The organism is Pseudomonas sp. MAFF 730105, assembly GCF_055380705.1.
Window position 1 is genome coordinate 1124417 of record NZ_AP018438.1, and the last position, 25761, is coordinate 1150177.

Annotated in this window: 27 protein-coding genes and 1 pseudogene; 17 read left to right on the forward strand and 11 right to left on the reverse strand. The window is 57.2% G+C overall.

Translation table 11 applies throughout. The features are described from left to right. Positions 1 to 8 precede the first annotated feature (8 nt). From PCOSP_RS04830 to PCOSP_RS04840, 3 genes are all read left to right on the forward strand, one after another. Positions 9 to 860, forward strand: coding sequence for a hypothetical protein (locus PCOSP_RS04830; RefSeq protein ID WP_175385491.1), 852 nt, complete (start codon positions 9 to 11; stop codon positions 858 to 860). Between the two features lie 250 nt (positions 861 to 1110). Further along, entirely contained in the window at positions 1111 to 2313 is a 1203-nt protein-coding gene (locus tag PCOSP_RS04835; protein WP_464710447.1) for a hypothetical protein, read from the forward strand. Between the two features lie 11 nt (positions 2314 to 2324). Next, positions 2325 to 2870: a DUF4256 domain-containing protein gene (locus PCOSP_RS04840; protein WP_464710449.1), complete on the forward strand. Its 546-nt coding sequence runs from the start codon at positions 2325 to 2327 to the stop codon at positions 2868 to 2870. A gap of 53 nt (positions 2871 to 2923) precedes the next feature. On the opposite strand, the gene PCOSP_RS04845 is transcribed toward PCOSP_RS04840, so the two are convergent. Next, positions 2924 to 4567, reverse strand: coding sequence for an alkaline phosphatase D family protein (locus PCOSP_RS04845; RefSeq protein WP_464710450.1), 1644 nt, complete (start codon positions 4565 to 4567; stop codon positions 2924 to 2926). A gap of 370 nt (positions 4568 to 4937) precedes the next feature. Here PCOSP_RS04845 and PCOSP_RS04850 point away from each other — a divergent pair, with 370 nt between their 5' ends. After that, positions 4938 to 5642, forward strand: coding sequence for a hypothetical protein (locus PCOSP_RS04850; protein WP_217510094.1), 705 nt, complete (start codon positions 4938 to 4940; stop codon positions 5640 to 5642). Between the two features lie 19 nt (positions 5643 to 5661). Here PCOSP_RS04850 and PCOSP_RS04855 read toward each other — a convergent pair whose 3' ends face one another. Further along, positions 5662 to 6531: a LysR family transcriptional regulator gene (locus PCOSP_RS04855; protein ID WP_464710451.1), complete on the reverse strand. Its 870-nt coding sequence runs from the start codon at positions 6529 to 6531 to the stop codon at positions 5662 to 5664. Positions 6532 to 6647: 116 nt separating this feature from the next. Here PCOSP_RS04855 and PCOSP_RS04860 point away from each other — a divergent pair, with 116 nt between their 5' ends. Both PCOSP_RS04860 and PCOSP_RS04865 read left to right on the forward strand, forming a co-directional pair. Then, complete coding sequence (locus tag PCOSP_RS04860) at positions 6648 to 7067, forward strand: ester cyclase (protein ID WP_139645933.1); 420 nt, start codon at positions 6648 to 6650, stop codon at positions 7065 to 7067. A gap of 3 nt (positions 7068 to 7070) precedes the next feature. Next, positions 7071 to 8108, forward strand: coding sequence for an SDR family oxidoreductase (locus PCOSP_RS04865; protein WP_464710452.1), 1038 nt, complete (start codon positions 7071 to 7073; stop codon positions 8106 to 8108). A gap of 79 nt (positions 8109 to 8187) precedes the next feature. Here the strand turns inward: PCOSP_RS04865 and PCOSP_RS04870 are convergent, their stop codons facing one another. Continuing rightward, positions 8188 to 8418 (reverse strand): hypothetical protein, encoded by a 231-nt coding sequence (locus PCOSP_RS04870; protein ID WP_464710453.1) that lies wholly within the window; start codon positions 8416 to 8418, stop codon positions 8188 to 8190. Positions 8419 to 9509: 1091 nt separating this feature from the next. Between PCOSP_RS04870 and PCOSP_RS04875 the strand changes: the two genes are divergently transcribed. From PCOSP_RS04875 to PCOSP_RS04895, 5 genes and pseudogenes are all read left to right on the forward strand, one after another. After that, positions 9510 to 10349 (forward strand): helix-turn-helix domain-containing protein, encoded by an 840-nt coding sequence (locus PCOSP_RS04875; RefSeq protein WP_464710454.1) that lies wholly within the window; start codon positions 9510 to 9512, stop codon positions 10347 to 10349. Further along, positions 10349 to 12751, forward strand: a complete 2403-nt coding sequence (locus PCOSP_RS04880) for a hybrid sensor histidine kinase/response regulator (protein ID WP_464710455.1) — start codon at positions 10349 to 10351, stop codon at positions 12749 to 12751. Before PCOSP_RS04875 ends, PCOSP_RS04880 begins: the two co-directional genes overlap by 1 nt. 1 nt (position 12752) lies before the next feature. Continuing rightward, the gene (locus PCOSP_RS04885) at positions 12753 to 14360 is read left to right on the forward strand and encodes a TonB-dependent receptor (protein WP_464710457.1); all 1608 of its coding nucleotides are present in this window, start codon (positions 12753 to 12755) and stop codon (positions 14358 to 14360) included. Further along, positions 14324 to 14656: pseudogene (locus PCOSP_RS04890) on the forward strand (TonB-dependent receptor domain-containing protein); the annotation flags it as partial. The gene PCOSP_RS04885 and the pseudogene PCOSP_RS04890, both read left to right, overlap by 37 nt. 335 nt (positions 14657 to 14991) lie before the next feature. After that, on the forward strand, positions 14992 to 15126 hold the full coding sequence (locus PCOSP_RS04895) for a hypothetical protein (protein ID WP_464710458.1): 135 nt from the start codon (positions 14992 to 14994) through the stop codon (positions 15124 to 15126). On the opposite strand, the gene PCOSP_RS04900 is transcribed toward PCOSP_RS04895, so the two are convergent. Then, entirely contained in the window at positions 15110 to 16195 is a 1086-nt protein-coding gene (locus tag PCOSP_RS04900) for a diguanylate cyclase domain-containing protein (protein ID WP_464710459.1), read from the reverse strand. The two genes, PCOSP_RS04895 and PCOSP_RS04900, sit on opposite strands and share 17 nt — an antisense overlap. A gap of 409 nt (positions 16196 to 16604) precedes the next feature. Between PCOSP_RS04900 and PCOSP_RS04905 the strand changes: the two genes are divergently transcribed. After that, the gene (locus tag PCOSP_RS04905; protein ID WP_464710460.1) at positions 16605 to 17039 is read left to right on the forward strand and encodes a hypothetical protein; all 435 of its coding nucleotides are present in this window, start codon (positions 16605 to 16607) and stop codon (positions 17037 to 17039) included. Between the two features lie 177 nt (positions 17040 to 17216). On the opposite strand, the gene PCOSP_RS04910 is transcribed toward PCOSP_RS04905, so the two are convergent. The 3 genes from PCOSP_RS04910 to PCOSP_RS04920 all read right to left on the reverse strand — a co-directional run bounded on the left by PCOSP_RS04910 (position 17217) and on the right by PCOSP_RS04920 (position 19271). Next, the gene (locus tag PCOSP_RS04910) at positions 17217 to 17486 is read right to left on the reverse strand and encodes a Rho-binding antiterminator (protein ID WP_464710461.1); all 270 of its coding nucleotides are present in this window, start codon (positions 17484 to 17486) and stop codon (positions 17217 to 17219) included. A gap of 95 nt (positions 17487 to 17581) precedes the next feature. Beyond that, a complete protein-coding gene (locus PCOSP_RS04915; protein WP_464710462.1) occupies positions 17582 to 18469 on the reverse strand; it encodes a dihydrodipicolinate synthase family protein in 888 nt (295 codons plus the stop codon). A gap of 19 nt (positions 18470 to 18488) precedes the next feature. Next, on the reverse strand, positions 18489 to 19271 hold the full coding sequence (locus PCOSP_RS04920; RefSeq protein WP_210642950.1) for an aldolase: 783 nt from the start codon (positions 19269 to 19271) through the stop codon (positions 18489 to 18491). A gap of 150 nt (positions 19272 to 19421) precedes the next feature. Between PCOSP_RS04920 and PCOSP_RS04925 the strand changes: the two genes are divergently transcribed. Continuing rightward, positions 19422 to 19988 (forward strand): helix-turn-helix domain-containing protein, encoded by a 567-nt coding sequence (locus PCOSP_RS04925; protein ID WP_175385154.1) that lies wholly within the window; start codon positions 19422 to 19424, stop codon positions 19986 to 19988. Between the two features lie 499 nt (positions 19989 to 20487). Continuing rightward, positions 20488 to 20847 carry a DUF6124 family protein gene (locus PCOSP_RS04930; RefSeq protein ID WP_175361678.1) on the forward strand — a complete coding sequence of 120 codons (360 nt, stop codon included), beginning with the start codon at positions 20488 to 20490 and terminating at the stop codon, positions 20845 to 20847. Between the two features lie 65 nt (positions 20848 to 20912). Here PCOSP_RS04930 and PCOSP_RS04935 read toward each other — a convergent pair whose 3' ends face one another. Beyond that, positions 20913 to 21689: a sulfite exporter TauE/SafE family protein gene (locus PCOSP_RS04935; RefSeq protein ID WP_175361677.1), complete on the reverse strand. Its 777-nt coding sequence runs from the start codon at positions 21687 to 21689 to the stop codon at positions 20913 to 20915. A 133-nt stretch (positions 21690 to 21822) separates the two neighbouring features. On the opposite strand from PCOSP_RS04935, the gene PCOSP_RS04940 reads away from it, so the two are divergent. Continuing rightward, a complete protein-coding gene (locus tag PCOSP_RS04940; protein ID WP_464710464.1) occupies positions 21823 to 22698 on the forward strand; it encodes a LysR family transcriptional regulator in 876 nt (291 codons plus the stop codon). A 147-nt stretch (positions 22699 to 22845) separates the two neighbouring features. Here PCOSP_RS04940 and PCOSP_RS04945 read toward each other — a convergent pair whose 3' ends face one another. The 3 genes from PCOSP_RS04945 to PCOSP_RS04955 form a co-directional block, all read right to left on the reverse strand. Then, the gene (locus PCOSP_RS04945) at positions 22846 to 23358 is read right to left on the reverse strand and encodes a hypothetical protein (protein WP_175361675.1); all 513 of its coding nucleotides are present in this window, start codon (positions 23356 to 23358) and stop codon (positions 22846 to 22848) included. 160 nt (positions 23359 to 23518) lie between these two features. Then, positions 23519 to 24355, reverse strand: a complete 837-nt coding sequence (locus PCOSP_RS04950) for a macro domain-containing protein (RefSeq protein WP_464710465.1) — start codon at positions 24353 to 24355, stop codon at positions 23519 to 23521. 33 nt (positions 24356 to 24388) lie between these two features. Continuing rightward, positions 24389 to 24952, reverse strand: coding sequence for a TIR domain-containing protein (locus tag PCOSP_RS04955; protein WP_175361673.1), 564 nt, complete (start codon positions 24950 to 24952; stop codon positions 24389 to 24391). Positions 24953 to 25237: 285 nt separating this feature from the next. On the opposite strand from PCOSP_RS04955, the gene PCOSP_RS04960 reads away from it, so the two are divergent. Both PCOSP_RS04960 and PCOSP_RS04965 read left to right on the forward strand, forming a co-directional pair. After that, positions 25238 to 25432, forward strand: coding sequence for a hypothetical protein (locus tag PCOSP_RS04960; protein ID WP_175361672.1), 195 nt, complete (start codon positions 25238 to 25240; stop codon positions 25430 to 25432). Further along, positions 25429 to 25755: a low molecular weight protein tyrosine phosphatase family protein gene (locus PCOSP_RS04965; protein WP_464710467.1), complete on the forward strand. Its 327-nt coding sequence runs from the start codon at positions 25429 to 25431 to the stop codon at positions 25753 to 25755. Before PCOSP_RS04960 ends, PCOSP_RS04965 begins: the two co-directional genes overlap by 4 nt. The last annotated feature ends 6 nt before the right edge of the window (positions 25756 to 25761 follow it).

The window sequence follows — 25761 nt, forward strand, 5'->3', positions numbered from 1 at the left end:
CCCTGACGATGCAAGTCTTCAACAGTGTTCCCTTTATCGACGAGGGCGTGGAAGCAGCGCTCGATCCGCGAACCTTTCCTTATCTGTTCAATGACCATGGCCTGGCCCAGCCCAGCGCCTACGTGCGCGGCAAGCTGATCTCCCTGACACCTGAAAACCCCGACCTGCTGCTGGGCGCCCGCTATTCCGGCATCACCTGGTGGGACCGTGAAGTGCCGACGAGCTGCGGTTCCTATCGGATCAAGCAATTCGATTTCCGCGTCAAGGAAGTACGCTACGAGCCCATCTGGGCCACGAAGGAAACGGCACAAGCCTTCGGCATGACCCTGCTTGCCAATGGCGAATGCCTGCGCTTCGAGTACGACCAGTTGATCCTGGGCCAATACACCTATGGCAAATGGGCGGGCCATCAATCCCCGTATCTGGGGCCGGAGCGCATGCGTGAACTGCTGACCTACAACCCCACCGACCTCGAATACCACAACTTTCCCCATGCCTTCTTCTCTCGCTACGGACGTCTGCCACTGGTCATCAGCGTCGCCCGCTGGCGTCCTGCGGCACGGGAGATCTACCTGGCCGACCTGTGGCTGCGCCCCGGCGACGCGTTGGTCCTGCCGCCCAAGCACTACCCCGACATCCCACCCAGCGACGCCGGTGGCCTGGAGAACTGGCCGGTGGTGGTGGACATGCATGGCAATAGGAACTCGGCCCTGGCTTGCTGGTTTGGGGGAGAGGACTGCCTGCTGACGGAGACGGTATTGGCGAACTCGGCCTTGATGAGATCGCCGGCGGGGCGGCCGCATTATCACGAAGAAAAGACGGCGACGCGGCATGAGATGCCGGTGGGTTATCGGCTGTAAAAAGGCCTGGACACGGATGTTGAATGTGTCGACGCCATCGCGAGCAGGCTCGCTCCCACAGGGTCCGTTGTCGTACCTGAATACCACTAGCACCACAGCCCCCCATGTGGGAGCGAGCCTGCTCGCGATGACGGCCTGTCAGTCACCCCGATACCGACAGTTGCCGCACAGCCAATTCCCCTAGCTGGACGTCCCGAATTCCCCTGTCTAGAGTGAAATATCCGCGCCGGATACATTGGGAGGGATTCCTGTGAATCAGCTTAATGACTACACCAGCCTGACGGATCCATTGAATGTAAAAATCATGGAACTGGCTCCCAAGGAAAAGCGCGATGGTAAGAAAACCAATTTGTTCTTCACCCCCGACACTGCATTCGACTCCAAGCCACTGACCCTGACGACCGGCAGCTATCCCTTCACGCCCATCGGCAGCCTGGGCATCACCCAGGTGGATACCACCGGAAAGGAATGGAGGCATGTCGTCAATCAAATCACCAACAGGCATGGCCTCACTTCGGATTACGGCAATCCTGACCGGGCTGATCAACTGGTCTTGCTGGACACCCTGGATGCCGTGAAGATCAAGGAGGCCGTCGCGCGGGACAAGCAATTCACCAAAGGCAGCTACTTCCACCCGGACGTCGAACAGGTATTCGGGACAACCAACCCTGTCACAACCTATGCCGCCCAACAGGTCATCGAACGCCGAGCCGTCTTGTGTCAACCCGTGCCCGATCCGATTGCGCTCAACTACTGGAACCTGCTCAGCTCGGACCCCGCCGCGCAGGCGAAGCTATATAACTGGCTGCAAACCCATGGGGGGATTTCTCACAAGTTCTCGGTCAATGACAGAAAATCAGGGAACAGAATCCAGAACCACTTCCAGAACTTGGAGAACTCCAACGCCATCCATTTCGCCAGCGAAACCCGTGGTGAATATGCTGCCACCAAACTGCTGATTACCGTCCTCGGCAACGAATACCAGATGAAGATCGGCAAAGCCTCTTCAGGCCGCACCAATGGAATCGACCAGATATGGGTCAAGCGCAACCTGATCAGCGGCGTGGTGGAGGAGTACATCATCGTCGAGTGCAAAGGCAGCGTGGATGCGTCGCTCAACGAAGCCAAGTATGGCTGGCAAATGTCGCCCTGCTGGGTCTTCTACTGCCTTGTCGGTCTTCTGGGCACCAACGGCAATCTCGCCAGCACCTCGACCACGGATGTGTTCGCCAAGACCACCATGGTCAGGAAAATCCTCGACGCCTTGATCAACCCGGGTCCCCCCGTGGTGAAAGGCCTGGTCATCCAGCCCATGACCAAATCCGTCACGGCGCCCAATAACATCGAAATGGTCGACTTGGGGGCCTATGACCTGGTCGAGCAATATACGAATGCGGCGGCTGGGCACTCGAAGTTCCATAACGCCCAAGTGTTCACCGGCACCTTGTTCTAGGAGCCAATGCCATGAAAAAACCAGAACAGGAAAACCTCCTGCACACGCTGAAGTCCCGTTTCGAACAAAACCCTCATCGCCACCCGGACCTTCAATGGCCTGACGTCCAGGCCCGGCTCGAAAGCAACCCCGCCGCGCTGAAAACCCTCCAGGCCATGGAAACCACTGGAGGCGAGCCGGACGTGATCGGCCACGACAAGCACACCGGGCGCGTGACGTTCTGCGATTGCGCCAAGGAAACCCCGGCCGGCCGTAGAAGCCTTTGCTACGACCGCGCGGCCCTGGAAGCGCGCAAGGAGAACAAACCTCGGGGCAGCGCGCTTGAGCTGGCGGAAGAGATAGGCATCGCCCTGTTGACGGAGGATCAGTACCGCGAGTTGCAGGCGTTGGAGGCATTTGACCTGAAAACGTCCAGCTGGCTGGCAACACCCGCTGACGTTCGCTCGCTGGATGGGGCGATATTCGGTGACCGGCGTTATGGCAGGGTGTTCGTGTACCACAACGGCGTGCAGTCGTATTACGCGGCGAGAGGGTTTCGTGGGGTGTTGTGTGTTTGAACTGGGTCAGCGCTATCGAGCCACTGATCGGCGTTGCCCAGTTCGTGTCGATCTCAGCGAAGCCGGAGTGTCTTCACCACTGCCTCTCCCTGGGCGCCGCCAGGCCAGCATAGGTCAACGGAGGCTGAGGCCCCACCCGTTACATGGAAGATTGCAAAGTTCTTATCTTCCGAATGGCCGAACAGATGCTCAAAGTAAATGGAGGCATGGCCGCTGATCCTTCCTGAGCTTGCAATTCCACCCCCGGCAAGCTGGCCGGCGGGCATGCGCGAAATAGCGCTTGAGGTGATCTGGTAAACACTGGCTCTACGGTAGTCATCGTGGCTCAGGCGAAAAGCCGCCGCGCAGTGGACATCACCGCTGATGAATACAAGGGTCTTCCCGCCTTTATCCAAAGCCTGAAAAGCCGCATCAAGCAGCAGGTTTCGCTCTGTGTGATTGGTGCTGTGGTCCCACTCATCCATACAGTCATCTTTGGCTGAGTCAAACCATGACCCCACCGTCAATAGAACCGATTTCCAGTGGACGACGGGCACTGAGCTGACCACAAATAATACCGGTGAGGAGGTGTGCTCGTTGCTTGTCAGCCACGTTTTGAATCTTTCGACTTGCTGTGTTCCGAGAATAAAATTCTTATGTTCGGGGCTCTCGACGTCGTGATGCCCGCGAAGATCAAGCATGTAGAAAGGAACCCCACCCTTTTCGAAGCTGTAATCCCAAATACATGATTCCGGCGTCTTTAATGAGTCTTTGGAAATGCCGGTGTCTGGATTGTGGCTATGCGCATACTCAAAGTAGGCAGTCCGCGCCGCTGTCCACATGGACGCGACCAGTTTTCTGTCAGTCGCGTTGTCGTCGGATTTGAAAATCCTCGAGATGATTGCAATTCGTTCTTCATCGGTACGGGAGCCCCAGCCATCCATGATTTCATGATCATCCCAGATCATGTACTGCGGATATCTCGCAAACACTTCCTGCAGGTGAGGGAATTTCCAGTACACCCGATAATACCAGCGGTACAAATTCAACAGATACGCGTCGAGTTTCCTGGTATCAAGCCTCTTGCCGGTGGAACACTCGGCTATCAGATCGTCCTTGTTCTCGACCAACCATTCCCAGATGTCTGGAAAGTGTTTGCTATCCTGACAGTCCACGTAAACCTGATCGCCTCCACCTATTGAAAACCTGGCGTCCGACGTGTTCATTCGCTCAAGAAAGAGCGGCCACGCACCATAACTTCCGTTGGCGTTGAATGGGTCGTGGCAGCTATAGAACCCAAAGCTGAAGTCCTGCATTGCGTCAGCCATGGTCCTGAATGTAAGGGACTTGTGACAGCCGATTTCAGTTTTGCGAAAGGCTTCCGTGCCGTCTGTCTCGTCGGTCATCAGGTAGTAGTAATAGACAGTATTTTGATCCAGACCTTTAAGATCAAACGTATGGGTCAAGTCATCATCCCAACTGAACGAGTGCGATTCATACGCACAGTCGAATGATTTTAAAAAAACCACCAAGGGTTTTCCGTCCAACTTGACCAGATCCCCGTCAATGGGTTTGGTCGACCAGACCAGGCTCCATGTCCCCGGTCGATACGCACGAATCCAAATTCGCGCAGTATCGGAGGTTACATGGCCAATGATGCTCGCGCTCTGGAGTTTGCAAACGTCGTATTCGTTATTTCTGGGATCGACCAGGGCCATGGGAAGTCCTTTGCCCGAGCTCATTTCCGTCGGGCATGAGATGAACCGGTTGTGCAGGTCTTTACCTTTCAGCAGGACCCACCACTCGGGATTTCGGCTCCAGTGGGAGCGATGGCCCTGTGAATATAGACGTGCCGCTTCGCTTGTCTAACCGACCTTCGTAACGTTTGGCGATAAGCAGATGCAGAATCGGCCACAGTCACGGCCTTTTGGCGATGACGACCAATCCGCCCGCAATCAACACCGCGCCTATCCGCGTGCGCGGGGTGATCACTGATACATCGAAGCAGAGGTAGTTGTAAGCTGGCAATCACAACAGACAACGCCCGCCCCCGAGCCACGACACGGTGGCAATTGATGGACACCTCACATGCCCCAAGCAACCCTGAACCTGATCCTGAATGCCTTGAACGAAACCGAACTGGGCCCTCTTGCCTCACGCCCATATGACTGCGCGTTCAACGTACTGGCAGCACCGCCGGAACAGAAAAGGCTGATCGTGATGGGGTTCAACGGCTCTGAGGCCGACAAGGACTTCACCAACGTTTCCGCCATCGAAGGAGACTTCCAACAGCCCGAGGTCTGTAATGTGGGGCTTGGCGTAGAGGGCAAATGGGGCAGCACTCGCCTGGCGAACCAGCTCAACACACTGCCGGACAAACTGGGCTTCACCAAGGCCGAAACCCTCTACACCAACGCCTTGCTGCTGTGCTCCAAGGACGCCGCTTCAATCGGCAGAGCGGCCAGGGCATCGGCGCTTGGCAGTCATCAGGTGCTTGCCGAGCGATCCATGCGGTTTTTTGCCGAGGCGACCATGAAGCTGAGTCGCCCGGAGTTGATCATTGCCTACAGCAACTCACTCCGGGCGCCTTCTGCTGCCAGCATTCTTTATGCGGCATTTGGTCAAGGCGAGGTCATCGACCACATCTGTACCGGCTCGCATACCGCAACATTCGGCTTCACTGCGACCATTGCTGGCGTTCGAGTGCCGGTGGTTGGCATACGCCACATGTCGCGTTTTACCGCCAGGCCGGAGCTCATTCATGAAGCCTGGAAGCGGCAGTTGTCCAGGTGAGTACGCGGCTTTCCAAGTCCTAACCCCCGGACACACTTTCCAGCAACACCTGCTCCATCATCTCGAAAAAACATTTGATATGGGCCTGCTTCAACGCCTGGGGCCGGCTCACCAGATAGATTTCCAGGTCTGGAATAGGCAGCTCAGGAAACACCTCGATCAGATCCTGCGCCAATACCCGAGGCAATACCGCCACCCCCATGCCTCGCCGCACTGCCTCGAGTTGTGCGGTGAACGAATTCACGCTGATCGGCGCATGCTCTAGGCCGCCGGCTTTTGCCGCGCGCAGTTGCGGCAACATGTCCAGCGGGGGAAGCAAGGCGATATGCGCCGCCGTGGCTGGGGTGAGCGCTGGAGAGCGCTTCAGATAGGCCGCATCGGCGAAGACGCCGTAAGCGACTCGGCCGATGTGCTTGTAAATCAGTGACGGCTCACCCAGATGGGCGGTGCGCACCGCAATGTCTGCCACGCCGCGGACGATCTTGTGGAATTCGGCGGTGACCAGCAATTCCACCGAACAATTGGGGTGCAGGGCGGTGAAGCGGCTCGCGGCCTCCAGCACGGAGGAAGAGAAACCCTCCCCGGCACTGACCAGCACGCTGCCACTGAGCTCAGCCTGCCGCCCGGGCGGGCTCGCAAGGGTTTGTCGGCGCAAACCGGTTTCCGCGGCCAGGGCGACTTCCACCAGCGACTGGCCTCGCGAGGTCAGCCAACAGCCTTCGACGCCCCGCTCGACAAGGGGTTCGCCCAAGGCGCTTTCCAACTGCGTCAGGCGACGGGACACTGTAGACGCCGCGATTCCCAACAACTGCCCCGCCTGAAGAAAACTGCCCCGCCGCGAGACGGCCAGCAGCAATCGAAGATCGTCCCAATTCGCCTGCGATGCCATGCGTCCTGTCTTCCCTGGTTTGCATATGTGCAAAGCCATTATGCAGCAGTCGCTGTTTTTCAAAAACGGCGCCAACGGTATATCTACGGCCCTTCGAAACCCACGGAGTGGACTGTATGACCGCCGGCCCCAACGACTACGCGGAACGCGCCTCAAGAGCCTTCAATTGCCGTGATGTGGAGGCGATGCTTGCATTGGTGAGCGAGGATTTCATCTACCTCGATGGCACGGGCATTCAGATTGGTCGCGAGGCCATGCGCAAACGGGAACTCGCGTTGTTCGAAGCGCTGCCCGACGCCGAAATCACCTTCAGCCCCTTCATGGTCGCCGAGGATCGACTGGCACTGGTTGCCGTACTGTCCGGCACCTTCACTGCTCCCCTGGTGCTGCCGGAGCGGGTGATACCGCCCCATGGTCGGCACATCACTGTGCACTTTGCGGCGCACTTTATCTTCAAGGATGGGCTGGCCACCCATGAAGAAGTGTTCTTCGACAGCGCGGTGCTGCTGCCGTCCGCCGAACAGGGCGAGGCTTGAGTCATGCGCAACGTATTTGTGACCGGCGCCACCGGCCTGCTGGGCAACAACCTGGTACGGGAACTGGTTGCGCGTGGCTACGCCGTCAAAGCCCTGGTCCGCTCCAGAAGCAAAGGCGAACAGCAATTCAGTGACCTGCCCGGTGTGGAGCTGATTGTCGGCGACATGGCCGATGTCAACGCCTTCGCCGCTACGCTGCAAGGCTGCGATACGGTGTTCCACACGGCGGCATTCTTTCGCGATAACTACAAGGGCGGCAGCCACTGGGCGGCGCTTGAAGCGATCAACGTCGGCGGCACCCGAGACCTGCTTCATCAGGCGTACCGCGCGGGTATACGCCGATTTATCCACACCTCTTCCATCGCTGTGCTCGACGGTGAACCCGGCGCGTCCATCGATGAAACCTGCCTGCGGGCCGAGGCCGATGCGGACGATTACTACCGCAGCAAGATCCTCGCCGACCGTGTCGTGTTGGCCTTCCTGGACGCCCATCCCGACATGCACGCCTGCATGGTCCTGCCCGGCTGGATGTGGGGCCCTGGCGACATGGGCCCGACGTCCTCGGGACAACTGGTCAAGGACGTCGTGAACGGCAAGTTGCCCGGGCTGATCCCCGGCAGCTTTGCCGTGGTCGATGCCCGCGATGTGGCCTGGGCACTGATTGCCGCCGCCAAGCTGGGACAGCGAGGCGAGCGCTACCTCGCGGCGGGCCGGCACATGACCATGGGGCAGTTGGTGCCTGTGCTGGGCCGTATCGCGGGCGTCAAGACCCCTTCACGGCAACTGCCGCTGCCCTTGCTATACGCCCTCGCGACGGCCCAGGAGATTTATGCGCGGCTGACCGGCAAGCCGATCCTGTTGAGCTTGGCGACGTTGCGGCTGGTGATACGCGAGGAGCATCGCACCTGTTTCGACCCTCGCAAGAGCGAGCAGGCGCTGGGGCTGCGTTTCCGGGATCTGGAGGTGACCGTTGCGGATACGGTGGCGTGGTATCGGGAGCATGGTGGGTTTGGCAAGCACAATGCGCTAAACACTGCATAACGACCGGGCCGCTCTATGGCGAGGGGATTCATCCCCGCTGGGCTGCACCGCAGCCCCAACCCCCTCAGCCTAATGCCAATCAGTTAATCCACAAACCTGTGGGAGCAAAGCTTGCTCGCGATTGCAGTAAGTCAGTCAGCAGCAATGTCGACTGGTTTGCCGTCATCGCGAGCAAGCTTTGCTCCCACAGGTTTTCTGTTTCGACCCTCGCAAGAGCGAGCAGGCGCTTGGGCTGCGCTTCCGGGATCTGGAGGTGACCGTTGCGGATACGGTGGCGTGGTATCGGGAGCATGGTGGGTTTGGCAAGCATAATGCTCTAAACACTGCATAACGACCCGGCTGCTCTGTGGCGAGGGGATTCATCCCCGCTGGGCTGCACCGCAGCCCCAACCCCCCCCTCAGCCTAATGCCAATCAGTTAAGCCACAAACCTGTGGGAGCAAAGCTTGCTCGCGATTGCGGTAAGTCAGTCAGCAGCAATGTTGACTGGTTTGCCGTCATCGCGAGCAAGCTTTGCTCCCACAGGTTTTCTGTTTCGACCCTCGCAAGAGCGAGCAGGCGCTGGGGCTGCGCTTCCGGGATCTGGAAGTGACCGTTGCGGATACGGTGGCGTGGTATCGGGAGCATGGTGGGTTTGGCAAGCACAATGCGCTAAACACTGCATAACGACCGGGCCGCTCTGTGGCGAGGGGATTCATCCCCGCTGGGCTGCACCGCAGCCCCAACCCCCCCTCAGCCTAATGCCAATCAGTTAAGCCACAAACCTGTGGGAGCAAAGCTTGCTCGCGATTGCGGTAAGTCAGTCAGCAGTGTTGACTGGTTTGTCGTCATCGCGAGCAAGCTTTGCTCCCACAGGTTTTCTGTTTCGACCCTCGCAAGAGCGAGCAGGCGCTGGGGCTGCGCTTCCGGGATCTGGAAGTGACCGTTGCGGATACGGTGGCGTGGTATCGGGAGCATGGTGGGTTTGGCAAGCACAATGCTCTAAACACTGCATAACGACCGGGCCGCTCTGTGGCGAGGGGATTCATCCCCGCTGGGCTGCACCGCAGCCCCAACGCCCCCCTCAGCCTAATGCCAATCAGTTAAGCCACAAACCTGTGGGAGCAAAGCTTGCTCGCGATTGTGGTAAGTCAGTCAGCAGCAATGTTGACTGGGTTGCCGTCATCGCGAGCAAGCTTTGCTCCCACAGGTTTTGCGTCGTTTGATCCTTAGCCTCGCCGCAAGACCGCTTCAGCACCGGCGTCTAACGGGGAGAAAGCCACGGACGACCCAGCCTCTTCAAGTCTTCGCTGCACCTGCCGCTATCGGTATAACGATTTTTACCGTATCCCTCGATTGTCTTTGCGATACCTTTGCCTTTCGGCAATGACGTTGGCAAAAGCACGATAAGAGAACGTAGCGAATGGACGACGGACGAGACGAAAGGCGGGCGGCTGTGTCTGGGGGGGCGACGGTGTCTGGCGACGCGCTGCCGCATATTCTGCTGATCGACGATGTCCCGGAGGACCTCCGTGCCACGCTCATTCTGCTGAAGGCACAGCCCTGGCGCATATCCCTGGCCAGCGATGCCCAGCAGGGCTACCAACGGGCCCTGGCATTGCGTCCCGACTTGATCGTGCTGGATGTGCACATGCCGCACATGGACGGCTTCAGCCTGTGCCGGCTGTTGCGCGAGGCTCCGTCGACCCGGCAGACGCCCATTCTCTTCTTGTCTTCGGCCAACAGCACCTTGGAACGCCTGGAAGGGCTGACCGTGGGCGCAGTCGATTACATCCCCAAATCTTGCGCCCCCGAAGAAGTGCTGGCGCGCATCAAGATCCACCTGCAGTTGACCTGGCGCGCGCCGCCAACCTATCAAGCCAGCCCGGCGGACCCAGAGCCCGAGGGCGACGAGATCGTGCTGCGCGCCGCGATGCGATGGATTGAACAGCACCTCGACGACATGCCCTCCCTGGTGCAATTGGCGCAAAAAGTCGGTACCCATGAAAAACGTCTTTCCCGGATATTTCGCGAGCATCTGGGGCTGACTGTGTTCGCTTACATTCGCGATGCGCGGCTGCGTCGTGGCCAACAATTGCTGACCGAAAGTGCTGTGAGCGTGCAAGACGTCGCCGAGCTGGTGGGCTTTCGCAATGCCTGCAACTTCACCACGGCCTTCCGTCAACGCATCGGCATGACGCCCAGTCAGTTTCGCCAGCAAACCCTGGGTATAGCCGATACCGAGTCGGCCGGGCGCGCCTGATGCGGGGCCTGCAATTTTTGTTGCTGGCGATGACGTTGTTGTCCGCCGGCCTGCTGCGCGCGGCGCCTGTGGATATCTGCCAGGCTGAACAGCTGGATGTGATGCCCGCGATGCAGTTTGTCGAAGACCCCCAGGCCAGGTTGAGCCTGGAGGAAGTCGCGCAACTGCCCGACGGGCGATTCAACACCGCGACCCCTGGCTGGCCGGCGCAAGGCTACAGCCGCTCGGCATTCTGGTTGAAACTGCAACTCACCAATGCAAGCGCCAGGACCTGTTCGCGCCTGCTGGTGATCGGGGCGCCGCGGCTGGAAGACATCCGCGTCTATCAATCTGTCGACGGACACTGGCGCGAGGCCCATGCCGGTAGCGCCCATCCCCTGGCCGAATGGCCCCAACCGGCGGCGCGTCAACCCGCGTTCCCGGTCGCGCTGGCGGCGGGGCAGGGCACCACGCTGTTCATCCGGGTGACCGGCAGTTTCCAGATGTTGCTGGAGCCGCAGCTGTGGTCCGAACCGGCGTTGCTGCGCAGCGAACAACAGACATACTTGAGCGACGGTCTGACCCTGGGCATTGTCTTGCTGGTCGTCCCGTTCGGGCTGATCGTCGGCTGGATCCTGCGCTCCCGATTGCTGAACGTGAATGCAGGCGCGGTACTGAGCTATATCCTGCTGACCTGCATCGTAAACGGCTACCTGATCTACTGGCCCGCGGCGCTCGGCTGGACGCGCGAGCTGCTGGCGTGCGTCAGCGTGATCTCGTTCGTCCTGTTCCTCGCCTACATGCGTGTGTTGCTCCAGGTGGACCGGCTGCCCCGGATCATTGGCTGGAGCTATTGGGTGCCACTGCTGGGTTGTGCACTTGGCCGGGTCTGGTGGTTGAAGGTCGATCCGGTCCAGGGTGCGCAGATGATCCAGGTGTCGCTCCTGAGTTTCTACGGCGTGCTCCTGGCCACGTTGTTCATGGCGTGGCGCCGACGGCTCACTTACCACTGGATGGCGTGGCTGGTGACGGGGCTACTGCTTTCGCAGTTGTTGATGCGGATTTTCTTTCCGCAGGAACAGTTGCCCTGGCAGTCGCCGCAAAGCAAACACAGCCTGTCGTCGACCCTGCCCGGCGTGGCGTTGCTGGTGTGCACGTTGATCATGGAAGTCAGCCGCAGCCGGTATCGGGAAAAACACGCCCTGTCCACCCTCGAACAACAGCGCCAGGCCGAGCACGAGCGCCTGGAAAGCACCGTGGCGCTGCGCACGGCACAGTTGCGCGAATCCCTGGCGGCACGCAGTGCGTTGATGGCCCGCATCAGCCACGACCTGCGCTCGCCGCTGGTGCGCATCATCGATTATTCACGCCTGCTGCACGCGGGGCCGAACCACGAATACCCGGCCAATATCGAGCGTAACGCCCGCCAGCAACTGGAGCTGATCGACGAGATGCTCGAGTTCTCCCGTGGGGAACTGGAGCAGATGCAACTGACCCTCGCGCCCGGCTATTTGTATGGGTTTCTGAGGGAAATCGAAGAGGAGGCGGGGTTCCTCGCCGCGCGGCAGGGCAACACCTTTGAAGCCGTTTTGGAGCAGGACCTGCCGGCGCTGGTGGAGGCCGATTTCAAGCGGCTGCGGCAGGTCCTCATGAACCTCTTGGCCAACGCGGCGAAGTTCACCCGTAACGGCCAGGTCCGTTTCGAAGTGAGCGCTTCGCCAGGGGTGACCGCTGACACCGTGGCGCTGCGTTTCAGCGTGATCGACAGCGGCATCGGTATCGATCCGCAAGAGTTCGAACAACTGCTGCAACCGTTCCATCGTGGCCGCAATGCGCAACGCTACGAAGGCAGCGGGCTGGGCTTGTCCATCGTCACGCAACTGCTGGAGCGCATGGGCAGCCGGCTGGAACTCCAGGCCGGTGAACAGGGCGGCAGCCGCTTCAGTTTTCGCCTGCAATTGCACTGCGCCGCGGAACACGAGCTGGAAAGCGGCATCGTCGATAACCATGCCGAGCCGTTCGATGGCCAGGGCCAGCATGTCCTGCTGGTGGACGATGTCGAGCAGAACGGCGAATGGCTGTATGACCTGCTGGCCGGCTACGGGTTTGACGTGAGCCTCGCGGCGAACGGCGAAGACGCCCTGGCCTGCCTGGCTCAGCAACCGGTCGACCTGCTGATCAGCGACCAGATGATGCCCGGCATGGACGGCTGGGCACTGCTGCGACAGGTGCGCGAGCACGGGCACGATTGCCCAGTGCTGCTCTATTCGGCGGTCCCGCCCCGCAGGCCGGAGGACTATCCCCAGGACCTGACCTTCGATGCGGTTCTGCTCAAGCCCGCCGACAGCCGTGAATTGCTGGCGTGGGTCAAGGCACTGACGGACTCGGACAGCGTGCGTCGCCCGATGGCTCGGGAGCAATAGCGTGCTCGGTCGGCGTTACCGGCTACTCTTGCTCGGCAGCCTGACGGCATTGCCCTGCACGGCGGCCTATGCCGAACAAACGCCATTGCCGACCACGCCTGGCGTATCACCCGCTCCCCTGGTCCTTGAGGAAACCAAGGTGACCGCTCGCCGCCGCGAGGAAGACCCGCAACAGGTGCCGATCCCGATCAACGTCCTCTACGGCGAGCAACTGGACGAAGCCGGCCTGCACACGCTGCAAGACATCCAGCAGCGCGTGCCCGGGCTGGTGGTGTCCGGGCATGACGCCCGCTATGCCGGCTTCGGCCTGCGCGGTTTCGGCGCGACCGCCTACAACGATGGCCTGGAAGGCAGCGTCGGCACTTACGTCGATGGCGTCTACCAGGCGCGCCAGGGCATGGCCTTCACCGAGTTGATGGACATCGAGCGCATCGAAGTGCTGCGCGGGCCCCAGGGCACCTTGTTCGGCAAGAACACCACCGCGGGCGCGCTGAACATCATCACCCGTCAACCGACGTTCCAGCCCGAGGCCAACCTGGAGGCCAGCTACGGCGAGCACGGTCTGCGTGAATATCGCGGGACGGTTTCCGGGGCGTTGCACGACGATGTACTGGCCGGGCGACTGAACGTCTTCGAACGCTCGGTCGATGGACAAGTGGAAAACCTGGAAGACGGCGCCCGCCTTGGTGACGCCGACAGCCAAGGCTTGCGTGGGCAATTACTGTGGACCCCGAACGCGGACTTCAGCGCGCGCCTGATCGCAGATCATGCCCGACAAAACGAGGCCGGCAACGTGCTTCTGGTCAACCACTACAGCCAGCAGACGCGCAAGCGGGCCCAGTTCGTCGGCTATCCGCTGGCAGAGCCGGACCCTTACCAACGTGAAGTGCGTATCGACGCACCGGGGCACCCGCAGACCCTGCAGAACGGTGTGTCCCTGGAATTGAACTGGGACCTGGACGAGACGATGCGTTTGACCAGCATCACCGCCTACCGTGACTGGGACTACCGCGCCACCCGCGACGGCGACAGTACCGCACTGTCAGTGGCTCAGTCCGAGACCGAGCTGGGGCACCGACAGTTCAGCCAGGAATGGCGCCTGTCCGGCACGGCCGGCTCGTCCATCGACTATGTCGCCGGGCTCTATTACCTGCACCAGCAGCTTGACCGTGATATCGATGTCGAATTCGGCAAGGACGCCGCGTCCTGGTTCGTCGGCGACCAACTGGAGCAATTGCAGAGGCTCTACGGCATCACCATCACCGATCCGCGGCAGGTGCCGCCCCAACTGCTGGACGGCGCCCGGCAACGTTACGACGGCGAGCAGAAGGGCGACAGCCGGGCCGTGTTCGGTCAGGTGTCCTGGCGCCCCGTGGACCTTCTCGAACTGACCGGTGGCTTGCGCTACAGCCAGGAGCGCAAGGACGGCTGGATCTCCCGCGACGTCAGCAACCTCGCCTCGCTGGCCGGCCTGCCACCGACGTTCCAGGCGGGCGGCCAGTTGCTGCGGGACATCGCCCTCGGGGGGATTATTACCGCCAGGACTCGATTGAAGAAGACAACGTCTCCGGCCTGCTCAGCGCCAGCTACCGCTTCAGCGATGCCGTGATGGGCTACGTCAGTTGGTCCCGCGGCTACAAGGCTGGCGGCATCAACTTCGACGTGGTCGGCCCGTTCGCCGCGCCCACCTTCGAGCCGGAGCGCGCCACGTCGTTGGAGCTGGGCATGAAGACGCGGTTCTGGGATGAGCGCGCGCTGCTCGACCTCGCCGTCTACCAGACCGACGTCGACAATTACCAGGCGCTCACCTACAGCCCGTCGACATCGGTGTTCGCGCCACCGCTGCGGGACAACCTGATCAACGTCGGCAAGGTGCGCCTGCGCGGCATCGAACTGGACTCGGCCTGGCAGTTGGCCCCCGGCTTACCGGACGCCTGGGTCTGGCCTGGAGCGACGCGCGCTATCGCAGCTTTCCCAACGCACCGTGCCCGCCGGCCTCGGGTCAGTGGACCTGCGACCTCAGCGGCGACCGGCTCTACAACGCGCCGGAATGGAGCCTCAGCAGCGGCCTGGAGCATACCCATCCGCTGTCTTATGGGCTGGAAGCCTACAGCGGCATCGACTACAGCTTCCGGACCGGCTACTCCGGTACCCTCGAAGGCGGCGAAGGCAGCTACCAGCCCAGCTACGGCCTCACCAATCTGCGCCTGGGGCTACGCAGCCAGGACCGTGGGTGGGAAGTGGAAGGTTGGATGCGCAACCTGTTCGACCGTCATTACGTCACCGCCGTCTATTCGCTGCTCGGCGCCGGTGACTACGGGGTGATGACCGGCAGCGAAAGAACCGTCGGCACCACCGTCAGGCTCCGTTATTGAGGGAAATGAAGCGGGTCGGACAAAACGCCAGGCGGTTGCCGCCGGCCTTTTTCGACAGGTACATCGCCTGGTCCGCCTTGCTGATCAGCGCGTCGATCTCCTGACCGTGCTCGGGGAAAAATGCCACGCCGATACTGGCGGAAATCTCCACCGTCTGGGCGCCGATCAGGATGGGCGCGCTGGCCGCTTGCAGCATGCGCTTGAGCAACGGCTCGCTGTCTTGCACCTCCTCTAGCTCCACCAATCCGGCGATGAACTCATCACCGCCGAGTCGCGCCAGCGTGTCGCTCGCACGCAGCGTCGCGTTGATCCGCGCCGCGACGATCTGCAACACCCGATCGCCCCAGTCATGCCCGTAACTGTCGTTCAGCGACTTGAAACCGTCGAGGTCGATAAACGCAATCGCCACCTTCTGCTGATGGATCCGCGCCTTGCCCAACGCCTGGCGCATCCGTTCGGCCAGCAGCAATCGATTGGGCAATTGCGTGAGCGCGTCATACCGGGCGTCCCGTTCCAGCAACTGCAGGCGTTGCTTCATCTGAGTCATGTCGCTGAGCAGCACCACGTAATGTTGAACATTGCCGTGGCGGTCATGCACGGCACTGATGCTGACGCGCGACGTCATCTCCCGGCCGTCCTTGTGGCTGCTTTGGATTTCCCCGGACCAGTGCCCGTGGAAATCCAACGCGTTCTTCATCGGCGCATAGAACGCCGCGAGCCGCCGCACCATGCGATGGGAATTCAAGTCCCGGCCCCTGACCTCGTCCTCCCCATAACCGGTCAGGCGCGTGAACGCCTCGTTCACACCGATGACCCGCCCGAAGGGGTCGACCAGCATCGCCCCTTCCCGCGCATGGCTGAACACAGTCGCGGCCAGCTCCGGGCAAATGGCATTGGCCTGCCTGTCCGCGGCATCCTCATCACGAGGCACCGGCCACCGCTCGGAATCGAAGCCCAACCGCGCCAGATAACCGGCCATGAAAGAAAGCGCCCGGTGCAGCCGGATCAGCGCACTCATGGCGAACCTGGACTTGAGGCAATAACAACGGATGAGGGCACGTAGGTTCATGGGGTTTACACGGTGTTGGCGGGTAAGGGGACTGCAAGCGAAGCGGGCATTATCGAGGGGGAGAGGGCGCGGCGACTTTGCTGGAGCGGATGGGAGCTTTGCGGGAGGGGATAAAGCGAAAGATTTTTGCCAGGCGGCCAAAAGAAACAGCAGGATCAAACGCTGCAAAACCTGTGGGAGCAAAGCTTGCTCGCGATGGCGGCAGGCCGTTATTGCCGATTGACTACCGCCATCGCGAGCAAGCTTTGCTCCCACGGTTATTGCGTTTTTTGCAGATCACTCGCAACCAACTCATTAAAACGATCTTGCTAGCTGTTACTCCTGACAGTAGTCGATGGGTATATCTGATGCTTATATCCCTTTGCGCTGTCTTATTGGCGCCTTGAGTCACCGCACTGAGGGTTCAAACATGAAAACCGACAATGAAAAATCAGATGCCCGCATGGTAGGAACGATTATCGTCAATACGCCATCTCCGGTAACTTTTACAGAGGTCAATGCGACGTTGTTCAATAGCGATGGCAACAACGCCAGTGGCGGATTTCTGCAAGGAGGGCTGAAAGCGTGGAAGCGAGGAAAAAAGGACGACGCCGCGATTTTTATCGGTTTCCCGGCCGCTCAAGCGGGTGGCGACACACAAACGTTTCAATATCCTGGTGATTTCGATGGCCCCTCTATACGGTGGATCTTCATCGACGAGGAGGGGAAGCGTCATTCGGTCAGCACCGGGACGATCACTATAGAGTTCGGCAGATTCTTCAGGTTTTTCAGAGGGGTCTATTCTTTCGCTGATACGGAAGGTCAAATTGTCAGAGGGTCGTTTGATGTGAGGTATGTGGAGTAATGGTCTAGACACAGCAGCATCAGGAGACAGCACTTGGCAGCCTGTTACAACCCGGTACCCAATAAGTCTCCTCAATCTGTGGCGAGGGGATTTAGCGAATCGTCGCACCGCCCCGCTGGGGCTGCGCAGCGGCCCCAAACCAACCTTGCATCTGGTGGCGCTTAACAAGCTTGATGCTTAGCCACCCACCGCCAGCACAACCCGGCCAAACTGGGCGTGCTCATCCCGCGGCGTAATCGCCAACAAGTGATCCAGACGAATCTCCCGGCGACCCTCCGCGGTTTTAACGTCGAGAAACTCCTCCCGCGTGCGAGCGGTACGCGTGATGATCGCGCGGGCTGTCAGGCGTTGGCCGTCAGTCAGTTCGATGTCCAGCGTGTAGCCGTACAGGCAGGCAATCTCCAGGTAGTCATGCAGGTCGCAGTTCAAGGGTTGATAGGTGTTCATCTCATTGCCTCGATGGTCATGGCGGTGCTCACCCATTAGGACGACAGCGACCGAACAGGATGGCCCACCTGTCGGTCGCAAGGGCCCAGCGTGATTCAGCGCAATTGATTCAACATCGTCTGCAGTTGGCTAATGCGCGCCTCGTCGAGTGGGAACACCGGCAAGCGCGGATCGCCCACCTCCAGGCCCAGGCTGCATAGACCGGCCTTGATGGTGGCCGGCAAGCCGCCCTTGAGGATGAAGTCCAGCAGCGGCAGTTGGCGATAGAACAGCGCCCGGGCCCGGCTCAGGTCGTTGGCCAGCACGGCGTCATACAGGTCGAGGTTGAGCTGCGGGATCAGGTTCGGCGCTGCGGTGCACCAGCCCTTGGCGCCGGCCGCGAAGGCTTCCAGGGCCAGTGGGTTGCAACCGTTGTAGAACGGCACCTGGCCCTCGCCCAACAGCTGCAGCTTGTGCATGCGCTGGATGTCGCCGGTGCTCTCCTTGACCATGGTGACGTTCGCCACCGCGTTGAAAATCCGCAAGATCAGCTCCACAGACATGTCGATGCCGCTGGTGGCCGGGTTGTTGTACAGCATGATGGGCAGGTCGATGCTGGCGCCAATGGCCTGGTAGTGGGCCAGGATTTCCGCCTCGCTCAGTTTCCAGTACGAGGCCGGCAACACCATCACCACGTCGGCGCCCTTTGCCTGGGCAAAGCGTGCGCGGCGCACTGCCTTGGCGGTGGTCAGGTCCGACACGCTGACCACCGTCGGCACCCGGCCGGCGACGCGGGCAATGCTGAACTCGCTGACCTGATCCCACTCCGCATCGCTCAGGTAAGCGCCCTCGCCGGTGCTGCCCAAAGGCGCGATGGCGTGGACGCCGCTGTCGATCAGGCGGTCGATGGACTGGCCCAGTGCGTCCAGGTCCAAGCCTTGGCCGTCGGCGGAGAAGGGCGTGATGGTGTAACCGATGATGCCGTGGATATTGGGGGTAGACATGGCGTGGCTCCTAATGGGTTCAGTTCAGGCAATCGGCGTGTTGGCGCAGGTTCTGCCGGGCGTAGTAGTTGAAGGCGGCGGCGTGACGCTTGGGGCGGGCGATCCAGTCATGGGCTTCGCGACCCAGGTGAGGCAGGATCGGCTTCACCTCGCCGGCGGCCATGGCCAGCAGTTGCAACTTCGCGGCGCGTTCGATCAGTTGGGCGATGTTGCAGGCTTCTTCCACGGTGGCACCGGTGGACAACTGGCCGTGGTGGGAAAGCAGGATGGCGCGCTTGTCGCCCAGGGCACCGGCGATCAATTCGCCTTCCTCATTGCCCACCGGCACACCCGGCCAGCCCTCCAGAAAAGCGCAGTCTTCGTAGAGCGGGCAGAGGTCCATGTGGGAAATCTGCAGCGGCACCTCCAGCATCGACAGCGCGGCGATATGGGTCGGGTGGGTGTGGATGATGCAGTTCACATCCGGCCGGGCGCGGTAGACCCAGGTATGAAAGCGGTTGGCCGGGTTGGGAATGCCGTGGCCCTCCAGCACCTCCAGGTCTTCATTGATCAGCAGCAGATTGCCGGCGGTGATTTCGTCGAAGCCCAGGCCCAATTGCTGGGTGTAGTAGGTGCCCGGCTGCGGCCCGCGCGCAGTAATCTGCCCGGCCAGGCCCGAGTCGTGACCGTTCTCGAACAGGATGCGGCAGGTCAATGCCAGCTTTTGTCGTACAGTCCACGTATTATCCGGCAGTGTTTTTTGCATCTGGTTGACAGCATGCTGGACCAACTGGTCCTTGGGCGTCGCCAGTGTCTTGCTCATATCCGTTCTCCTGATTCGTTCTTTGACCGTTCTTGATCCGCGTCATGGAAGCTGTGAAAGGAAGGTGCTAATGACACAAAAAATACTATATGACACAAAGTGTCATTTGCAACCTTTGATTGTCCGTTTCCCAGGAAATGTTGGTTACCTATGTCCATTCGCTTGAAATTGCTCAGGAAAAAACTCGGCATGACACTGGACGTCCTGGCCGAAAAAACCGGGATGACCAAGAGCTACCTGTCCAAGGTGGAACGCGGGCTGAGCACGCCCTCCATCGCCACCGCGCTCAAGCTCGCCAAGGCGCTGAACGTGAATGTCGAAGAATTGTTCTCAGAGGAGAACGTCTCCCTCGACAGCTACAGCCTGGTGCGCAGTGAAGACCGGCGCTCGCTGGCGTCGAGCAGCGGCAGCTCTGAATACGCGGTCCTGGCCCATCAGGTCTCCGAGCGCAGCCTGCTGCCCTTCATCCTCTACCCCGCGACCGAATTCACCGCGCACCACGCGTTCAAGGAACACACGGGGGAGGAGTTTCTATTCGTGCATGAGGGGCAGGTGGAAGTGGATTTCATGAACGAGCGCGTGCTGCTGAATCGCGGCGATGCCTTGCATTTCAATGCGCAAAAGCCCCATCGGCTGCGTTCGGTGGGGGATGTTCAGGCGCAGTTGTTGGTGGTGGTGCATAGCGATGAAGCGTCGGAGAAGGGCGAGGGCGCATAACAGCTCCAATCGCAGGTAACCAACGTGGCGAGGGAGCTTGCTCCCGCTGGGCTGCGTAGCAGCCCCCTTCCCATGAGCGCCTCGCAACAGATCTTCCGACAGCCTCCACTGAACGACATCGAGCATCTGTCCGGACCAGTCGAGTGGCGTCCGTCAGTACAGACCGACAGACACTAGCGACGAAGGCTCGCCAGGCCACAGCGCCTTGCGCCTTTGCCTACAACTACGCCAGAATCCGCCGGCTTGTGCGCCTGGGGTTGCGTCGGTAGTTTTGGACCTGTCACTGATTGTCAGTGATCGGGTTTAGCAGCTCGCCGAGTTAAGTCGCACAACGCGTCATCAAACAGGAATCCCCATTCCTGCACTTGATGGTGGCTGTGCGCAGGGCGCCCTCGGGCGCGCCGATTTCTTAACTCGTCGGTCTGCTAACCTGCGTACAGCTGCCTCCCAATTCGTTTAGCAGCGAACGGGTCGTGGCCTCAACTAGAGAGTTAAGACCATGGTCAAAGTTACACCGAACCCCCCGGTTACCGACGAACACGTCTCCCGCGCCCAATCCGCGCGCAACAAGAAAATCGACGACGCAGCCACCCGAGCGTTGGATTTCTATCTGACCCCCAAGCCCGAGAAAGAAACGTCCGACAATCCCAACACCATTTTCCGCATTGCTTCTGATGTTGATTCTGAATGCCTGCTTGCCAGCCTTAGTGAGAATCTGGCTTCGGCCAATGCCATGATCAGTGATTTGGCGTTTGACCTAGATGGGTCGCGGCGACATGTGGCCTTGGGGATTCAGCAAGTGATCGAGCTGAGTGAGCTATTGGCGAATCGGGCGTTGGATATTGTTGAGGTGAGGTAGGTCCGCTGGAGAAAGCGCTACTCATCTTCATTTAAAGGGCGTTGCTAGCGCAAGGCCCTTTTTTACTATTGATTATCTATGAAAATACTCAGCCCCATTCGACCTATTAAGAAAATAAGTAGCATCAGGAAGAAAATTCTTATAAAGCCACTCCCATAACGCAGTGCCAAAAAAACACCAGCGAGAGAACCCGCCATATTACAAAGAGCAACCACGCCTCCAATAGCCCATAACACATTGCCGGATGGAGCGAAAAACATAAGTGCTGCGCTAAATGTACCCAAATTAACTAGCTTCGCCGACGCTGATGCGTTTAGAAAATCGAAGCCAAAGACTTTGACAAAAATAAAAAGCAAAAGACTACCGCTGCCTGGGCCAAAGACACCGTCATAAAACCCAATCAAACCTCCAAAAAAAATCCCTGATGCGATCTCTTTTGTTCCGCAAGGTTTGTTGGAACTCACCAGCCCTAATCTTTTCTCCTTGAAAGTATAAATAGCCATGACTATCAGGATGAAAAAAACAACAAGCTCCATTAGCTTTTTAGGCGCAACAGATACTACAGCGGCCCCAAGGAAAGCAAAGACAAATGCCGAGCACATGGTGGGAAGCATCAGCCTCCACACGACGGTTATTCGCTTTAAATAGCTGAGTATGGAGCTCGCATTGCCCGCCAAGACAGCCAGCTTATTGGTTCCGAAAACAGTGGCCAGGCTTTGTTGGGGCAGGGCATGTAAAAGTGCTGGCACTTGTACAAGCCCGCCACCGCCTACCGCTGCATCTATCAAACCGCCACAAAAGGCAAAAAAACCTAGCGCGATCATGGCTTGGCTAAAATCCATCCAGGTCTACTCCCGCTGTTTGAATAGCCGGTTAAACTTTTCCATCCAGTCAGAGGCATGAAATTAACGAGTTGGAGTGCTCACGACAAGTGACTTATACTGAGCAAATCATTCACTTTCAGTGAGTAATGGTATGGAGTTTTCTCAGCTAGCTATGTTCAAGGCGGTGGCCGATCAGGGCAGTATTGTTCGCGCGGCTGAATTTTTACACTGCGTTCCGTCAAATATCACAAACCGAATCAAGCTTTTAGAACGAGAGCTGGGTGTCTCATTATTTATCAGGAAGGGAAGGGGGCTGGTCATCAGTCCGTCGGGTAGATTGTTTCTTGATTACACAAATAAAATATTGTCTCTATGTCAGGAGTCACAAAGAGCTCTTGATTCTGCGGCAGCACCATCGGGCAGTTTGAAGATTGGCGCTATTGAATCATCCGCAACAGGTAGATTGCCCAGGTTGTTGGCAAAATATCATCAACTCTATCCTCTGGTGCAAATGCAGTTCAGTACTGGCGATTGGTCACAGTTATTAAGCGATGTGGTTGGCCATAAACTGGATGGAGCAATCATTGCGGTCAAACCTGAGCATCCGGATATTGCAAGCGCAGAAATTTACAAGGAGGAGCTTGTATTGATTGCTTCTGCAACAGCAGGGCGGATAAGTGAACCGCAGGATTTAAGCGGTATGGATATATTCATGTGGCCAGAGGGATGCCCTTACAGGGGAGCATTGGAGAATTGGCTGAGGATGCATGAGGTATCGAGCTCCATAACCAATATAGCCAGTTATGGCACCATTCTTGGCTGTGTCAGCTCCGGTGCAGGAGCTTCGTTAGTTCCGAGGGGGATGTTTGAACAGTTTAAAAACATCGGTAGCATCAGCGGATATGTGTTTGATGATCTGCTCCCCGTACAAAATTATTTTGTGTGGAATGAAAATATTGAGGTTTATAGTGCAAGAGATAAAATTGGCGAGCTATTGATGAAGGAGTTTAATGCGGTTGACGAATAATGAGGAAGAAGAGAGGTTTTGTTATTTGGTTTTGGTCGGAATAAATCCATTTATTTGAAAAAAAGGGCGGATTTATTTTCTTTGTCTGAAAATAAATCCGTTCTCTTCTTGCGCTCTGAGCTGTTTTAAGAAAAGCTATTGACGATTTTATTTGGTTGTTTTGTTGTTTTGTTTTTTGTCAGGGGTCTGATAATGCCCATATTCCGTTCTTTGGATTTTTATTGAAATTAAGGTGAATAGATATATAATTCCCAGGCCGCCCGCTATGCCTACAGTTAAGGTAAATGGTCCCCACAAGTTTTGAATTAAACCAGTGCTTTTTTGTGCTGAAAAAACCAAGCAAATCAAAGAAGTGACAAAACCTAAAATTGATATAGTCATAGAGCACTCTCGCTCGAATTTGTCTTGAACGGGAGATCCGCCATTAAATGCACGGGGAGTTTCTCTTAAACAGGCAGCCCAGATGGAAACGCAAAAAAACGAAAAGGCTGGAAATTCCAAACTGATTTGTGGCGTAGGGGTGGAGAAGGCTATGATAAATATCCATATTAGAACTGGCATTAATGTCAGGATTACTTCATAGCTCGCCCAGGTGGATGAGCGAATAATTATCTGAAGTCTTGAGCTGCTTGGCTTGCTATGATTGCTTGGCGAGGTCACTAATAATTCCTTAGCGTTTAATAAACTTATGTTCTTTGCTGCTTAATCAGTCTCTCAATTCCTGATGAATAGTGCGATTCGTATGGCGACGCTAGCCACAAGGATAAGGGAGGTGTTTGTAGTTGCTTTAAAATAGAGTTGTCTCATTGCTCTCCGAGGACTATAAGCCGTTCTTGGCTGTTTTGATGTCAAGAAGATTTATGGTATTTATTTTGTCTTTGTGAATAACTATTGTTAATTTTGCTGGGTATTTGAAGCGCATCTCGCTAATGCGGAATGTCCAGAGCATTATTTTTAAGAGGTCCTCGTCGGTGATGTTTTTGTGCTCTTTAATTCGAGTGATGCCCGAGCCGAAAATCGGAGTGGATACGCTTTGCTGAGCGTACACTTTGTTTATTTTATCCCAGAAATTAATCAAAAACTCCAAGTATTCGGGCATGGTTAAAACTGCTTTGTTTTGAGCGTCAAATTTTGAGAAGGCTGTGAGAATGAAATCGTCATATATGCATAGAGTGCCGATTTTAAATCTTTGTCTTTTTCCTTCTTGTCTGGATTCGTTAAAGCTGGATAACTCGTCGCTATCGAAAGGGTAGTTAGTAATATGGTTGTCGAGCTGAGTGATGGTGCTTGGTAGGTGAAGGTTGATAAAGGTTCCGTTTAAAGAGTGAGCGGATATAATTCTGTCGTTAACTATCGTATCGAAGTATTCGTTGAAAGCGATTGCTTTTAGGCCGGGCTCAAGAAAAATATCGCCAGCTTTTACTGTGACTTTGCTTCCCTCAATATTAAGATCAATAGACTTTAGTTGATTTGCCCTGAGCCAAAGCCAAAAATAAGTTGCGCTTAAAGCTGCTAGGAAAATGCATCCTGCAAAAATTTTATTTTTTGCTGGGATCTCGATGAATATAAGGAGGAGTGAGAGAATAGTACTGATAGTGGATATTCGCTCCTTGAAATTTTTTACTAGTTGACTATCAAAAAAATTGACCTTTCTCAAGTTCTCCTCCTGGTTTTTATGATGACGGTCTGACTATGCGCTGTACCGGTATACGTTTGGTTCGGTCTTTGATGAAACGGAGAAGTCTGGGTCATTCAGAGATTTTATAATAAGGTTCTGATTTAGTGGGACGTGGAGTGTAGGAACTTTATGTATCAGCTCTTTGAATTTTGGTATTTTGTTCCATAGGTCTTTTACTTCTTTTTTTAAACTTCCATTTAATAGTAGGGATTCTTTTGATTGGAACTCTGGATAGATAACGATTACAGGAAGTCCTTGATTATCTATGCCGTATTCTATTTCTTCGCTAAGTGCAACTGAACCTATAGTCGAGCTGCTCAGAAATAAAATAATATTTTTTGACGACTTTAGCCTCTCCCGCAGCCTCGGTTTCAACGTTTTTTCCCAGTCGCTACCATCTCGTACGCTATATGTCTTTGCGTGAGAGTCAACGAAGGGAAAGCTGTTTTCCTTTGCTTTCCAAGCGCGTAACATATTGTAATATACGAAGTCTTTAGTTGCATGTGCACCTAGTGAACTTTCATTAAAAGGTTCGGCAACGTAAAAGGCGCAATAGTTACCATTTCGATAGGCCATAAATTCTTCCTTGGTGATTTTTACTATCTAGTTAGCAGTCTCTGGTTAGGAGAGTGTGGGCACGATGCCATCATTTGGATCCAATATGCAAGATAGAAAATGGGTAAATTTAGTTTTTTGCCTTGGTTGATAATAAAATTCGTCCCCGCATCTCGATCAATTGCATTCGGGTTACCCCGCTGCTAGCCATATCGCCCACACTAGCCGCAACCCCAATTCACGCTTACCATCCCACCACCTCGTATTACCGCGGCTGCTGAACCCGGTACTCACGAAGAAACAACCATGGAAAGAACCCGCAGTTGGAGACGCGCGCAATCCCGCAAGCACAATGGGCGCGAAGCGATTAGCCCGCAGGACTCCAAACCAGAAAAGAATTGGAAGCTGATCTACACCCGTGCCGACAAGCTGCATCGGGCGCGTCAGCTCGGTATGAGCTATCCCATCCGCACCACCCGCCAACTGTTGGATCGAGAGTGACTAATCTCCTGTTCGTTTGCAGTCGTAATCAATGGCGCAGCCCTACCGGGGAGACGATCTGGCGTCGACGTCCTGGCTTCAGTGCTCGTTCGGCTGGCACCAGCCCGAACGCACGCAAACCTATCGGCCCAGCGGATATCCGTTGGGCCGATGTCATTTTTGTGATGGAGCGTAAGCACGAGCATCGCTTACGGGCAGAGTACGCTCGGCTGCTTGAGCACAAGCAGCTGCATGTTCTGGACATTCCCGATGACTATCGCTTCATGGATCCCGAGCTAGTGGACATGCTTGAGCAGGCGGTGACGTCATACCTGTGTATTTGAGCATCC

Excerpts from the sequence above, each read along its gene's own strand:
- PCOSP_RS04830 (WP_175385491.1), top strand. The coding sequence starts at position 9 with ATGCAAGTCTTCAACAGTGTTCCCTTTATCGACGAGGGCGTGGAAGCA.
- PCOSP_RS04840 (WP_464710449.1), top strand. The coding sequence starts at position 2,325 with ATGAAAAAACCAGAACAGGAAAACCTCCTGCACACGCTGAAGTCCCGT.
- PCOSP_RS04845 (WP_464710450.1), bottom strand. The coding sequence starts at position 4,567 with ATGGCCCTGGTCGATCCCAGAAATAACGAATACGACGTTTGCAAACTC.
- PCOSP_RS04850 (WP_217510094.1), top strand. The coding sequence starts at position 4,938 with ATGCCCCAAGCAACCCTGAACCTGATCCTGAATGCCTTGAACGAAACC.
- PCOSP_RS04855 (WP_464710451.1), bottom strand. The coding sequence starts at position 6,531 with ATGGCATCGCAGGCGAATTGGGACGATCTTCGATTGCTGCTGGCCGTC.
- PCOSP_RS04860 (WP_139645933.1), top strand. The coding sequence starts at position 6,648 with ATGACCGCCGGCCCCAACGACTACGCGGAACGCGCCTCAAGAGCCTTC.
- PCOSP_RS04865 (WP_464710452.1), top strand. The coding sequence starts at position 7,071 with ATGCGCAACGTATTTGTGACCGGCGCCACCGGCCTGCTGGGCAACAAC.
- PCOSP_RS04870 (WP_464710453.1), bottom strand. The coding sequence starts at position 8,418 with ATGCTTGCCAAACCCACCATGCTCCCGATACCACGCCACCGTATCCGC.
- PCOSP_RS04875 (WP_464710454.1), top strand. The coding sequence starts at position 9,510 with ATGGACGACGGACGAGACGAAAGGCGGGCGGCTGTGTCTGGGGGGGCG.
- PCOSP_RS04880 (WP_464710455.1), top strand. The coding sequence starts at position 10,349 with ATGCGGGGCCTGCAATTTTTGTTGCTGGCGATGACGTTGTTGTCCGCC.
- PCOSP_RS04900 (WP_464710459.1), bottom strand. The coding sequence starts at position 16,195 with ATGAACCTACGTGCCCTCATCCGTTGTTATTGCCTCAAGTCCAGGTTC.
- PCOSP_RS04905 (WP_464710460.1), top strand. The coding sequence starts at position 16,605 with ATGAAAACCGACAATGAAAAATCAGATGCCCGCATGGTAGGAACGATT.
- PCOSP_RS04910 (WP_464710461.1), bottom strand. The coding sequence starts at position 17,486 with ATGAACACCTATCAACCCTTGAACTGCGACCTGCATGACTACCTGGAG.
- PCOSP_RS04915 (WP_464710462.1), bottom strand. The coding sequence starts at position 18,469 with ATGTCTACCCCCAATATCCACGGCATCATCGGTTACACCATCACGCCC.
- PCOSP_RS04920 (WP_210642950.1), bottom strand. The coding sequence starts at position 19,271 with ATGAGCAAGACACTGGCGACGCCCAAGGACCAGTTGGTCCAGCATGCT.
- PCOSP_RS04925 (WP_175385154.1), top strand. The coding sequence starts at position 19,422 with ATGTCCATTCGCTTGAAATTGCTCAGGAAAAAACTCGGCATGACACTG.
- PCOSP_RS04930 (WP_175361678.1), top strand. The coding sequence starts at position 20,488 with ATGGTCAAAGTTACACCGAACCCCCCGGTTACCGACGAACACGTCTCC.
- PCOSP_RS04935 (WP_175361677.1), bottom strand. The coding sequence starts at position 21,689 with ATGGATTTTAGCCAAGCCATGATCGCGCTAGGTTTTTTTGCCTTTTGT.
- PCOSP_RS04940 (WP_464710464.1), top strand. The coding sequence starts at position 21,823 with ATGGAGTTTTCTCAGCTAGCTATGTTCAAGGCGGTGGCCGATCAGGGC.
- PCOSP_RS04955 (WP_175361673.1), bottom strand. The coding sequence starts at position 24,952 with ATGGCCTATCGAAATGGTAACTATTGCGCCTTTTACGTTGCCGAACCT.
- PCOSP_RS04960 (WP_175361672.1), top strand. The coding sequence starts at position 25,238 with ATGGAAAGAACCCGCAGTTGGAGACGCGCGCAATCCCGCAAGCACAAT.